The organism is Maribacter confluentis (genome assembly GCF_030505015.1).
Taxonomy (GTDB): domain Bacteria; phylum Bacteroidota; class Bacteroidia; order Flavobacteriales; family Flavobacteriaceae; genus Maribacter; species Maribacter sedimenticola.
In genome coordinates this window covers 4,115,715-4,129,149 of the sequence record NZ_JAUKUC010000001.1, presented here as the reverse complement: position 1 = coordinate 4,129,149, position 13,435 = coordinate 4,115,715, and the positions used below count along the sequence as shown (strand labels likewise).

The window sequence follows — 13,435 nt, the reverse complement described above, 5'->3', positions numbered from 1 at the left end:
AAGATTTTGAGATTTCTTGATCCAAACTCAAATTTTGTATTTAAGCCTTATACGGGTAAACCTAAACCGGAATAAATACGTTGCCTAAAAGAACCTTCTATGAAAAGCCCTAAGCCAGTTCTCTAAAGTTAATTAACGGACTGGACACGGATTTCTTTACCAACCTTTAGGGAACCTAGTGACAATGAGAAGTTCAATTTTGAAACATCTATGCCAAGACTCTTTTTAAAACACTTTTCCATTTCTTTGGGTTTTAAGCCATAATTCCCTTTATCATCTTTGCTCGCACTTGATTCGAATTCTATCCAAAGGATTTAGGTACTGTCCAGAATCCAAGAAAATAATAGAAGGGCGGGATTTCTATGAAACGATATCACTTTTCAATGTACCAGGTAGAGACCTCTCTGTCACTTCTATTTAACCTATTGTTTATTTTCCAATCTAATGTTTTAAAACATTAGATTGGAAAATGTATAAACCTAAGCGACGATTTCCATATTCAGTATCTAGCCGAAACGAGTAATTACACTTTCCTTTAAACAAATAGATTATTCTAAATATCTTATCTTCAACTATAGAAACAAACATATGAGCCTAGACCGTTAGCGGCAAGCTGAAAAAATAAACTTCCCAATTTATGTCACAACTATTTATAAAAAAGTTTAGAGAGAAAGTGACACTAGATTTGGAAGAAGAGAAAATACTACTCAACCATTTATCCCTAAAAAAATTAAAAAAAGGGGAGCACTTTCTTTACGCTGGAGAAATTACCGAACACATAACTTTCATAGAAAAAGGTGTATTGAGGGCATATGTGCTAAATTCAAAAGGAGATGAAAATGTAGTCCTTTTTGGGCTTGAGGGTTGGACAATGGGAGATTTGAACAGCTTTATCAAAAAAAAACCTGCAACGTACAACATTGATGCTTTGGAAGATACGGAGCTTGTCTTGATTAGCAAGGAATCACACGTTAGACTTTTGGACATATTGCCAAAATATGAAAGCTATATACGCATCTTGATGACCGATGCATACATGGCAATTCAAAAGAGAACGGCCAATATCATAAGTTTACCCCTAGATAAACGTTATGAAATTTTCGTAGAAACATATCCCGACATCATACAGAGAGTACCCCAGTATATGATTGCTTCGTATATGGGAATAACACCTGAAACCCTTAGCAGGATAAGGGCAAAAAAATAAATTTTCCTATTTCTTGATTTTTGTCAATGACTAAATTATCAATGCCTAGTTAAATTTGCATTATTAAAACGTAACAAACTTAAAATCATTTGGTTATGAAATATTCATTATTTGCAACAATAGTGTTTCTTCTAGTTATTATAAATGTCTCTGCACAAACCATAGAATGGGAAGAAAGGGAATTTGAAATTTCTGACGTAAAAGCAACCATTGTGGAACTAGAAGGAGAAAAAGTTCTAAAAGTAGAACGGGATTTAACATCCTTGCCCTTTGATTGAGAACTTATCGAATACCGTGGATGAGCCGACATATGTGAAAGTAAAAAATCTGGATATCCAAAATGGTGTCTTTGAAGTGAAAATGTTAAGTAGAATTCAAACTCCATCCCCATTCAAAGGGTCTCAGGGATTTATTGGCGTAGCGTTTAGGGCAAATGAAGACAATTCAGCATACGAATCGATATACATAAGACCTAATGTGGGTAGGTCGGATAATCAATTTGCTAGAAATCATACCGTACAATATTATGCCTATCCAGACTATAAATTCGACCGATTAAGGGCGGAATCAAAGGGCGAGTTTGAAACGTATGCAAATATCGGACTGGATGAATGGATTATATTGAGAGTAGAATTCAAAGGAAAAGAGGCAAAACTCTACTTGAACGACCAAGAATACGCATCATTCATTGTGAACGAAATGAAGGGAAAGACCCAATCAGGGAGTATCGCACTTTGGGTAGATATTGGAACCGAAGGCTATTTTAAGGATTTTAAAATATTGAAATCTGAATGATTAAAAAATATAGCCATACAATTATCATAATTGATCTATTGTAGAGGATAAAGCAGGAAATATCTGGAAAGGGACCAACAATACAGATTTGTTTCATTTCAATAGAAATACATTTACTTAATTTTAAGAGAAAGCGCTTAAGCAATAATATATTATTTGCTGTAAAAGATAACAATGAAAATCTGTGGTTGGAGAGCCCGCTAATTACGTAATGAAAATAAGTCAAAATTAATTATCTTTAAGCTCTCCCCCAACCAAAATCATATTTTCACGGTTTAAAAATCAGGCTCAAAAAATGACGCCTTTTTTTTTTTCAATACTATTATGCTTCAATATGACCAACCACTAAATCAATGTTAAAATTCTTTAGAATAATTAGGCAAAACTTACTGTCAGAAGGAAAAACCGGAAAGTATCTAAAATATGCCATTGGTGAAGTTGTACTTGTCGTAATTGGAATACTAGTTGCATTATATATTAACAATTGGAATGAAAACCAAAAAGAAGAAAAGAGAGAAATACTAATACTCAAATCTCTTCAAAAAGACTTTATCGAAAACGAAAAAATATATTCAAAGATAATTGATAATCAAACGTTTGTAATTGATAATTGCAAATCACTTATAGAATGTTTGGAAAGAAAGGATTTAAAATACAAGAGAGATTCTATTATTTCTTTAATCTACTATGGAGCTTTTAATTATTATAGAGCAGAACCTATCTTAGGAAGTTATCAAGCTTTGATCGGAAGTGGAGATTTAAAAATATTAGAAAGCGAAACTCTTAAGTCAAAATTAGCGTTCTTCTCTTCTGAAATAAATCAAGGATTTGAAGATGAAACTTTATCCATGAATTTACTAAATACACTACATTATGAATTTAAATCAATTGGAACGTTATTTTTAGATAATAGAATTAGACAAACTGTTGGCTTAAACAAGGTTAAAAAAGATGTCGAGTTCCAGAATAAAAAATTAATAGAGTTATATCATAACCCAAATATTTTGCACCCACTAGCTATGAAAACAGGTGTAGAAAATAATAGATTAAAATTGTATATTAAAATGTTAGAATACTCAAGTGAGATATTAACTTTGGTTGAATCTGAACTGGAAGAAAAAAAATAACGAAAGCTCAATAACGTAAATAAAACATACTTAGCAATTTTTAAATAAAAGCTTTAGTGTTTAGTACAAAGACTGCTAAATTGATATGTTTGGATTGAGAATAGAAAAGTTATAATCAAAATATAAAAGCTTGGTTATGTATTTATCAGAAAATCAAGTGTAATTTTGATGCTACGGTTTATACAGAAGCCTGAATAGTAAATTAATATAAGTTTTAGCAAAATTGAGTTGTAGACTATTTTGCTTTAGAGAAATTCTAAAAAGACCCATGGGTTTTAAAAATAACCAAAAGGAATGGTCTTATAATACTTCCAATAATATAATTCCGACTTCATAAAATTATTAATCTGTTAAAAACGAAAATAGTTAATTCACGAAATAAAAACTCATGCCCACAAAACCTATACGCAGCACGGCTGAAGAAATAAACGAAGGACGGTGCTTATAGCCTGTCAAAGTTTAGTTTCAAGATTCTTTTGAATAAATTTAAAAACCTAAAATGTAGCTTAGCTAGCATTTTTGAACGTTAAAAATTAAGGTATTCTAACACCTGCCTGCGCATGAACGTGTTATTGGCAACATTAAAAAAGATAAAAAATCTAATCCCATATTAATGATAAATTTTAGCAAGTTGTGCGTTTAAGAACAAAGGATTAACCTATTATGTAAAGATTGGGATATATTGATAATGAAATTCTTCAACAAAAACAGATTGATTTATAGCAAAGACAGTACATTTCAAATACATCAAGTAAATTATATGTCTTCTCCATAACAATATTGCCATCTTGATTTCTAAAATAATAATGCCATACATTTCGTTAAACAAAGTTTTCCACACTTATTCCAATAGCTTATCCAATGTAATAGGTAAGTTGCGCACCCGTTTTCCAGTAGCATCAAAAACGGCATTGGCAATTGCAGAGGCAACTCCAACAATCCCTATTTCCCCAAGTCCTTTTGCCCCTAACGGATTTACTATATCATCATGCTCTTCTACGAAAAGTACATTTAGCTGTTGAACATCGGCGTGGACTGCCATATGGTACTCCGCAAGATTGGCATTCATGATTCTACCACTGCGGTCGTCTATCATACCCTCTTCTTCCAAGGCCATACCTATGCCCCATGTAATAGCACCCAAGATTTGGCTCTCTGCCGTTTTAGGATTAATGATTCGTCCACCTGCAATTGCACTGGTAACCCTTGGTACAGTAATCATACCTAAATCCTTATCAACATGGACCTCAACCATAACACATGAATGCGCATAAGAAGAATATTGTTCTTGGCGTTCTTCAGGCTCTAATGCATTTTCAGCCTCAATAGAATCAAGTCCGGCCGTTACCAATAAAGTGCTCATATTGACCAATGTACCGTTTGGAAAAATCAATGTTCCATCAGTACAGGATACCTCATCATAATCAACATGATCCAAATCTTCGTCAACGTTTACCTTTGCCAGATCTATCAATTGTTTTTTTAAATGATTACAGACCGCCTTTACCGCAGAGCCTACTGAAGATACCGTCCAGGAACCCCCTTCTATAGGTGCTTTGGGCAATGAGGTGTCTCCTAATTGAAATGTAATTTCTTCCATAGCAATACCCAAGGTATCCCCGGCAATCTGTGACATCACCGTATAAGTTCCGGTACCAATATCCGCAGTGCTTGAACTGACCACTAATTTACCGGAAGAAGTAAGTACAGCCTTAGCAGATGATTTTTGTTGCATAGCTTCCCAACATCCTGTTGCCATACCGTAACCTACCAAAATGGAATCATCTTTTATTTGAGTATTTGCATGTCTATTATACCAGCCAAAATACGCTGCCGCTTGCCGGTAACATTCCCTTAATTCTTTGCTTGAAAAGGGTTTGTCCTCATTTTGGTCCTTATCAGCATAATTTATAAGCCTAAATTCCAACGGGTCTATATTTGCTTTTATGGCAAGCTCATCCATTGCACATTCCAAGGCAAACATACCCGTAGCTCCTCCAGGTGCCCTCATATCCATTGGTGTATAGACATTTACGGGTATTAGACGATATTCCAGTTTAACATTATCGCACTGATACATCAGACCGGACCAATCTACGATAGTTTCATTATATTTTTCAAATTTTGAGGTTTCCCCGTATGCCTTATGAATAATGGATTTCAGTTTACCTTCCTTGGAAGCACCCATTTGTAGTTGTTGAATACAGGCAGGTCTATGACCAAAGGAAAACATTTGTCGCCTTGTCAAAGAAACCTTTACAGGTCGTTGAAGTTCACGTGCTGCCATGGCCGCCAAGAACAGCTGATACTGAGGACGAAGTCCAGAACCAAAACCTCCGCCCACGAAAGGTGATAATATTTGAACATTTTCCGTATCCAAGTTAAATATTCCGCATATATATTTCTGGCTACTGTTTACACCCTGTACTTTATCATAAATTTTAAAGGATTGAGTTTTTGCGTTCCATTCCGCTATAGAAACATGAGGTTCCATAGGATTATGGTAATGTCTAGGCTGACTGTATTCCACATCTATACGTACAGCGGCGTTAGCATATGATAGTTCTGCATTACCTCTGTCCGGTGCGGTATCCTCCACACCCTCCGTGGTTGCATTGCCCTTATTCTTTTTAATGTCCGTAGTACATTCTTCTGTTAAATACTCCACCTCAACCAAGCCGGCGGCATAACGTGCCAATTCAAAGCTTTCCGCTACGACCAATGCAATAGGCTGACCGTTGTATAGTATCTGGTCGTTATACAAAGGTCTAAAAGGATGACCGGGTGGGGACAACGGGTCCGTATAATCAACATTTTGACGTAAATCATCCGGTAGGTTTTCGTGGGTGAAAATGTCAAGTACGCCATTTATCATTTTTGCCTTACCGGTATGTATAGCCACAATTTTTCCATTGGCAACGGTACTGTTCACCACATAGCCATGAACCAATCCTACAGGTTTAAATTCGCCCGCATAGGTTGCCGACCCGGTAACCTTCTTTACTCCATCTACCCGTTTCCTAGATTTTCCTATATATGCCGTATCCATTTGCAATTGTGTTATAGTTTCCTGGCCTCGTTCAAAGCCCTAATTATTGTTTTATGCGCCAGCTTTATTTTAAAATCATTATCCCCAAAACCTTGGGCCCCGTCCAATAATTCTTCAGCTAGTTGTTCAAAATTTTCATTATTGGCCTCCTTACCCACAAATTTCTCTTCCACCTGCGGCAAACGCCACGGTTTATGGGAAACACCGCCCAAGGCTACCCTTATGGTCTCAATACGATTATCCGTAAGTTTCATTGCCGCTGCTACGGAAACCAATGCAAATGCATAGGAAGGTCTATCACGGACCTTGATATAGGCAAAATTTTGATTATATGTTTCTGCAGGTAAATCAATGAAGGTGATTATTTCATTGGACTTGAGATGGTTATCCTTTTGCGGAGTATCACCAGGTAGTCTATGAAATTCCAAAATTGGTAATCGTCGCTCCCCTTCCCCACCTTGCACAACAATCTCAGCATCCAAGGCCGCCAAGGCCACGCACATATCTGATGGATGTGTCGCAATACAGGTTTCGCTAGTACCTAAAATAGCGTGAATTCTATTAAAACCCCCAATTGCGGAACAACCGCTTCCAGGTTCTCTTTTATTACATGGTGTGGCAGTATCATAAAAGTAATAGCAACGAGTACGCTGCATAAGATTTCCACCATTGGTTGCGGCATTTCTTAATTGCGCCGAAGCACCGGATAGGATGGCTTTGGACAATAAAGGATAGTTTTTTTCTACCAACGAATGGTACGCTGTATCCGCATTGGTCACCATTGCGCCCAAACGTATTCCACCGTTAGGAGCTTCTACGATTTCTCGATAAGGCAAACGATTGACATCTAACAGGTAGTGCGGATTCTCTACCCTATATTTCATTAGGTCCAACAAATTGGTGCCTCCAGCTATGGGTTTTGCATAATTTTTTTTGGTCAGGTCATCTACCGCTTGCCCTATATCCACATACCTACTATAGTTAAAATCATTCATATCAGTTATTTTTTGCTACCATTGCTTCCGCTACCTTAAAAATATTGGCATAGGCGCCGCACCGGCACAAATTACCGCTCATAAGATCCCTGATTTCCTCCGGTGTTTTTCCTTTGCCCATTTTGAGCATACTAACCATTGAACATATTTGTCCTGAAGTGCAATAACCGCACTGAAAGGCATCGTTTTCAATAAAAGCCTGCTGCACTTGGTGTAAACCATCATCGCTGGCCAGACCTTCTATAGTCACGATTTCCTTATCATCGTTCATAACCGCCAATGAAAGACAAGAATTTATGGCTTTACCATCTACTAGCACGGTACATGCTCCACATTGACCATGGTCACACCCTTTTTTTGTGCCTGTTAAATTCAGGACTTCCCGTAGAGCGTCCAAAAGAGTGGTACTGATGGGTATGGTAACTTGATGTTTTTTACCATTAATGTGCAGTTCAATATCATTTTCGCTTAAAAATCCCATGGTCTATTTTTTAAATAAAGTACAGAACCACCATGGACGAAGAATTTATTGATTGTGATATAATCAGATACACAACACATGTTATTTATTCTAAGCTGAGCAATGGTTTTGCACGATGCATAAAATTAGCCTTACCCTAGGTTTTGCATTGTCCTATAAAATGTTTTATTGACCCATTAAGGAAAGTGGGTTTGCATTCTTTTAGAATTTATGGGACACCGAAAAATAACCGTATGCCACAAATAAAATGAAGATATTATAGGGTACTCCCAATGGTTAAAAGTTCATTCCATTGGGTAGTATATCTTGGACTTCTGTGCTCTTTGATAAGTGCCCATTCCTTATCGCGGTTACCTACAGTGGCTAATTTAATCTTATTCTTTCCATACCTATTGTTCAGATTATCCATTACATTGGTAATTGCTTCACTATCACTTTTATGGGGGGTATGGAATAAATTGGTCTGTACTTCGTTTTTTTGTACTAGCTGCGTTAAGTTGATGCCCACTTTTTTATAGCGATATCCCTGCCGGAATATTTGGCGAAGACCTTTAAGCGCTTCTTTGGTTAATTTTGCGGTACTATCCGTGGGGGTATCCAAGGTAATGACGATTTTATTACGGTATTGCTTATCTACCGCACTATGCTGATTGGTCTGTAAGGATACTTCAATTTGTGCTGCAGCGCTTTGTTGCTGCCTTAATAGATCAGCTACCTCAGCAACATAGTAACTACATGCTTCCTCTATCAATGTATAATCCGTCAATTTATAGCCAAAAGATTTTGCGGTTCCTATACCTTTCTTGGCATTGGGTTGCAACACGAGTTCCAGACAGGACATATTGTTCAGCTCCCGCCACAGGCGCTCTCCAATTACCGTCATCTCTTTCCTTACCCAAGCTACGGGCATATTGGCAAAATCCAATGCAGTGCGTATATGGTTGTTCTGCAATCGAATAGCATGCTTTTTGCCTATACCCCATATGTCCTTTACCAAAAGATTGTGCAAAAGGAATTTTCTTTTTTCTTCAGAATCCACAATGTAGATATTATCGTTGGATGCTACTTTCTTGGCATACTTGTTTGCCAGTTTGGACAGGGATTTGGTCTTTGCAATTCCTACACCTACGGGTATGCCGGTGTTTTTCACAATGGTATCCTTCATTCTTTGCGCCAATTCTGTCAACTCTGCTGGGTCATAATGAGACAAATCCACAAAACTTTCATCAATACTGTACTCCTCTACCAAAGGAGAAAATTGATGCAAGGTCTGCATTACCCTTTTTGACATATCACTATATAACGTGTAATTGGAAGAGAAGTAAGTAACCTGATGGGCATCTAACAATTTCCTGATTTTAAAGATAGGTTGAAACATAGGTATTTCCGTCAAAGCCTTGGCCTCCTTATTGGCCGCAATAATACACCCGTCATTATTACTTAACACTACTACAGGTTTATTTTTAAGGTCAGGCCTAAATACCTGTTCGCAAGAAGCGTAAAAACTATTACAATCTACCAATGCGATCATATAACCGATTTTATGATATAGGTTATCACGCCCCATAAGTTTAATGGATCTCCTGCTTTACCTACACGCATGATATGAAATGCATCATCCATACTGGCCAAGATCAACTGCTCCGGTTTAGGGACCAAGGACTTATCTACAATAAGTACATCGTTCTTGGCAATACCGAATGTTTGAAAGGAATCGTCTGCCACCCGAACAAAAAAGGTGGCGGACGAATTGCTTACCAGTGTTTCGTTCAAATCTATTCTGGGTTCATTATAATGTGTTGCAGGACTTGAAAATCCCGTTTGGGAAGGCCGCTGCACCCTATAGTTTTTATCCGCTTTCTTAACTAACCGTAATTCTTCGTCCATCCTAAAAACTCCTGACTCATTTGCAAAATTTAAAATACTATCTAAACATTTGGATTTATTCCAAAATTAAGGATATATTCCAAATAATTTAATTATTTTTATAAAGAGTTATTCACTAATCCTGTTAACGGAAACTAGTCCAAAAAATAAAATTGATTTTAATTAAAGTAGAACTATACAATCCCAAAACGGATACGGTTAATTATTAAATAGTTAGAGGTAGTGTACTGCACGGTACAATAGTAATTTCACCTATAAAACATAAATAATAAAGTTATGGGTTCTAAATATAAAAATGACGAATTAGGCTTAACCAATGAAGTTCAACAAAATCAAGGATTAAAAACAACTGAGGATGTGGACAGCAAAAATAAAAAAGAGGTAGGTAATCCTGTAAATAATGGAGGAGTAAATATTGATGCTGATGATGTTCATCTAGAAAAACAATGGTTGGCGGTAAGAGATGAATACCTTGCCAAATTTCCGGAATTAAATGAAATGGAACAGGAATTTAAAACGGAGAACATTGGTGCGCTCATTCAAAGAATAGCACAAAAAAGAAAACAATCTCCACAGGTCATTGCGGAAGAAATACGTTCTTGGGAATTATCTCACTAAACACTAAAATAATAGATGTTAGTTGTAAAAAAAGTTAGCAATACATTGCTTTCAATAGATAAAATATATGCTATATGAGATCAATTTGGAATGGTTCCATAAGTTTTGGACTGGTATCTATCCCCATAAAATTATTTTCTGGGTCTGAGGACCGAAAATTGGATCTGGATATGTTGGACAGCCATGATGGTGCAAGGATACGATATAAAAGGGTCAATGAGGATACGGGAAAAGAAGTTGAGTGGAAAGATATTGTCAAAGGCTATAAAAAGGATGATACCTATATCGTTTTGGAAAAGGAGGATTTTGAGAACGCCAATATGAAAAAAAGTAAGACTATTGATATTGAACAGTTCATCATGGAAGACGAAGTGTCCGATGTGCTTTTTAAAAAGCCGTATTTCATTAAACCGCAAAAGGGAGGTGAAAAGTCCTATACATTATTGCGAAATGCATTGAAAAAAACAGAAAAATTAGGAGTGGCAACCTTTGTAATGCGCCAAAAGGAACACCTTTCCCTAATTGGGGTATATGAAAATGCGCTGGTACTACATGTAATTAGGTTCGAGGATGAAATAAGGGATACTGGAGAATTGGAGCTACCCAACACCAAAATTGCCAAAAAGGAATTGGACATGGCAATTTCATTAATAGACCAATATACGGAAGAGTTCAATTTTGCAAAGTTCAAGGATGTATACAACGAGCAACTTTTAAAAATCATTGAATCTAAAGCTACCGGTAAAACAAGTAAAGCAGAAAAATTCGAATCAAAACCAACGCCAGCAAAAGATTTAATGGCACAATTAAAAGCAAGTTTGAAAAAACGTGAAAAACAAGCATCGTAACCTTTGAGTCTAAAGATATATAATGATAAAAGAGACTTTACCGCTACCCCCGAACCCAAAGGGGAACTAGTAAGTGGTACCCACACCCAACGATTTGTAATACAACGACATCAAGCCTCCCATTTGCACTACGACATACGTTTGGAAATTGATGGCACATTAAAAAGCTGGGCAATTCCCAAAGGGCCATCCATGAATCCGTCAGATAAACGATTGGCGGTAAGAACGGAGGATCACCCTATACCCTATCTTAAATTTCAAGGCACAATTCCAAAAGGTAATTATGGTGCAGGTATAATGAAAATATGGGATGATGGCATATTTGAAATTGATCACTTGGAAACTGATAAACCGCTTTTGGAACAATTGGCGTTAGGCAATCTTAAATTATTCTTCCATGGAAAAAAAATTAAAGGTCGCTTTGCTTTGGTACGTACCACCCCAAAGGGAAGCAGTGAGCATTGGTTGTTATTAAAGAAAAAAGATGCGTATGCAATTGATGCTTTCTATAATGCAGAAACATTGGTTCCGGTAACGGAGCGCAATATAAAAGAATACCCACAAAATCTGCATCCTGGTCGCGTTGTACAACCCATGTTGGCTACAAGTACCAAAACCATTTTCAATGATACCAATTTCATCTATGAACTTAAATGGGATGGCTATAGGGTTATTGCACATGTAGCTGAAAGTGGTATCCTTTTACAATCCAGAAACGGTATTAACTACAATACCAAATTCTCCAAATTATATGATGAACTTCAATTATTGGACAATGAAGTTATTTTAGATGGTGAAGTAGTTTTGGTTGATTACAACGGTGTGTCGCAATTTGGGGAACTTCAAAATTATCCTGATGCCAAAGGAGAATTAAGATATTATGTATTTGATATGCTGTATTTGAACGGATACAGTATGTTGGACTTAACGTTACGTGAACGAAAAAGCCTGATACCCGAAGTACTTGAAGATTTAAAGATCAGCAAGTATTGTGACCATGTGGAAGGAATGGGAACTGCATTGTACCAAAAGGCTATTGAAGTAGGTATGGAAGGAGTAATAGCTAAGGAAGCTAATTCTACATATACCCTTGGTTATAGAACGGACAAGTGGTTAAAGATAAAAGGAATTCAAAGCCTGGATGCCTTTATCTGCGGATATACGGAATCATCTAACAGTGCGAAACGTGTAGGCTCCCTTATTCTTGGAACAGAAGAGGATGGTAGGTTAATCTATGTCGGTAATTGTGGTTCTGGGTTTTCAACTGCACAGCGTAATGAATTATATTATGCACTTTTACCACTGAAAACCTCTGAATATCCGTTTGATAAAAAAATATCTTTAAAGGGACGAAAGGCACATTTTGTGCTACCGCTTGTAGAATGCGAGGTAAAATTTACAGAACGTACTAAAAATGGTTTATTGAGAAATCCGGTATTTAAGCGCCTAAAGAGCACAATACCAACAATGGGCCAGGAGCCAAAAGCCGTACATAGTTCAACTGGCCCCAAAACTGTTGGAAAGGAGACGATAGTAGTCGATGGCTTTAAAGTACCTATTAGTAATTTGGACAAAATATATTGGCCTAATTCCGGATTAAAAAAGTATGATCTAATTGATTACTATGTGCAGATTGCAACCTACATTCTACCACATTTGAAAGATAGGCCCCAAAGTCTACACAGGCATCCCAATGGCATACAACAAGAAAGTTTTTATCAAAAGGACAATGAAAATTTGCCAGATTGGATAGAAACTATCCCTATATATTCCAAATCATCCAATAGGGATATCAATTATCTATTATGCCAGAACACGGCTACACTGCTATATATGGCCAATTTAGGTTGTATTGAAATTAATCCTTGGAGTTCAAGAATACAGCATTTGGATTATCCAGATTATGGAATAATTGATTTGGACCCTCCTAAGGAAATGAATTTTAAGAAGGTGGTAAAGGTGGCAAAGGAATTTAAAAACCTACTTACCGGGATAGCCGCCCCAAGTTTTTGTAAAGTTTCGGGATCAAGGGGCATTCACATTTATATTCCCATGCAGGCTGTATACACCTATGAAGAGGTGCGTAATTTCATAAAACTATTGTGCCATGTCATTGAAGAACGGTTGCCCTCATTGACTACCATGGAGCGTACCATAAAAAAACGTGAAGGAAAAATTTATTTGGACTATTTACAAAATAGAAAGGGACATACGATCGCCTCTGTACATTCCGTTAGGCCTATTGCCAATGCCCCTATTTCCGTACCTATTTATTGGGAAGAATTGAACGACAAATTAAACCCCCAATGCTATGTTATGAAGACCTACCCTAAACGACTGGAGCAAGAAGGAGACTTATTTAATCTTATAAACAATACTGAATTTGATATGGCAAAGGTATTGACGGAATTAGAATTTAGATAATGAG

Annotated in this window: 13 protein-coding genes; 8 read left to right on the top strand and 5 right to left on the bottom strand. The window is 36.8% G+C overall.

The window, feature by feature from the left end; genetic code table 11:
- The first annotated feature begins 289 nt into the window (after positions 1-289).
- The 5 genes from Q2T41_RS17970 to Q2T41_RS17950 all read left to right on the top strand — a co-directional run bounded on the left by Q2T41_RS17970 (position 290) and on the right by Q2T41_RS17950 (position 3,129).
- Positions 290-421, top strand: coding sequence for a hypothetical protein (locus Q2T41_RS17970; protein WP_304437202.1), 132 nt, complete (start codon positions 290-292; stop codon positions 419-421).
- Between the two features lie 216 nt (positions 422-637).
- The gene (locus tag Q2T41_RS17965; RefSeq protein ID WP_304437201.1) at positions 638-1,207 is read left to right on the top strand and encodes a Crp/Fnr family transcriptional regulator; all 570 of its coding nucleotides are present in this window, start codon (positions 638-640) and stop codon (positions 1,205-1,207) included.
- Between the two features lie 95 nt (positions 1,208-1,302).
- A complete protein-coding gene (locus Q2T41_RS17960; protein WP_304437200.1) occupies positions 1,303-1,485 on the top strand; it encodes a hypothetical protein in 183 nt (60 codons plus the stop codon).
- On the top strand, positions 1,478-2,002 hold the full coding sequence (locus Q2T41_RS17955) for a hypothetical protein (RefSeq protein ID WP_304437199.1): 525 nt from the start codon (positions 1,478-1,480) through the stop codon (positions 2,000-2,002). Before Q2T41_RS17960 ends, Q2T41_RS17955 begins: the two co-directional genes overlap by 8 nt.
- 353 nt (positions 2,003-2,355) lie before the next feature.
- Positions 2,356-3,129 (top strand): DUF6090 family protein, encoded by a 774-nt coding sequence (locus tag Q2T41_RS17950; protein WP_304437198.1) that lies wholly within the window; start codon positions 2,356-2,358, stop codon positions 3,127-3,129.
- Positions 3,130-3,970: 841 nt separating this feature from the next.
- Here Q2T41_RS17950 and Q2T41_RS17945 read toward each other — a convergent pair.
- The 5 genes from Q2T41_RS17945 to Q2T41_RS17925 form a co-directional block, all read right to left on the bottom strand.
- On the bottom strand, positions 3,971-6,178 hold the full coding sequence (locus Q2T41_RS17945) for a xanthine dehydrogenase family protein molybdopterin-binding subunit (protein ID WP_304437197.1): 2,208 nt from the start codon (positions 6,176-6,178) through the stop codon (positions 3,971-3,973).
- 11 nt (positions 6,179-6,189) lie between these two features.
- Positions 6,190-7,173: an FAD binding domain-containing protein gene (locus Q2T41_RS17940; RefSeq protein ID WP_304437196.1), complete on the bottom strand. Its 984-nt coding sequence runs from the start codon at positions 7,171-7,173 to the stop codon at positions 6,190-6,192.
- Position 7,174: 1 nt separating this feature from the next.
- Positions 7,175-7,654, bottom strand: a complete 480-nt coding sequence (locus tag Q2T41_RS17935) for a (2Fe-2S)-binding protein (protein ID WP_304437195.1) — start codon at positions 7,652-7,654, stop codon at positions 7,175-7,177.
- 256 nt (positions 7,655-7,910) lie between these two features.
- Entirely contained in the window at positions 7,911-9,221 is a 1,311-nt protein-coding gene (locus tag Q2T41_RS17930; RefSeq protein WP_304437194.1) for a Y-family DNA polymerase, read from the bottom strand.
- Positions 9,182-9,541, bottom strand: coding sequence for a S24 family peptidase (locus Q2T41_RS17925; RefSeq protein WP_304437193.1), 360 nt, complete (start codon positions 9,539-9,541; stop codon positions 9,182-9,184). The genes Q2T41_RS17930 and Q2T41_RS17925 overlap by 40 nt, the downstream gene beginning before the upstream one ends.
- A gap of 276 nt (positions 9,542-9,817) precedes the next feature.
- Between Q2T41_RS17925 and Q2T41_RS17920 the strand changes: the two genes are divergently transcribed.
- The 3 genes from Q2T41_RS17920 to ligD all read left to right on the top strand — a co-directional run bounded on the left by Q2T41_RS17920 (position 9,818) and on the right by ligD (position 13,431).
- Positions 9,818-10,159, top strand: coding sequence for a hypothetical protein (locus tag Q2T41_RS17920; protein ID WP_304437192.1), 342 nt, complete (start codon positions 9,818-9,820; stop codon positions 10,157-10,159).
- Between the two features lie 74 nt (positions 10,160-10,233).
- Positions 10,234-11,007 (top strand): non-homologous end joining protein Ku, encoded by a 774-nt coding sequence (gene ku, locus Q2T41_RS17915; protein ID WP_304437191.1) that lies wholly within the window; start codon positions 10,234-10,236, stop codon positions 11,005-11,007.
- 3 nt (positions 11,008-11,010) lie between these two features.
- Positions 11,011-13,431, top strand: coding sequence for a DNA ligase D (gene ligD, locus Q2T41_RS17910; RefSeq protein WP_304437190.1), 2,421 nt, complete (start codon positions 11,011-11,013; stop codon positions 13,429-13,431).
- The last annotated feature ends 4 nt before the right edge of the window (positions 13,432-13,435 follow it).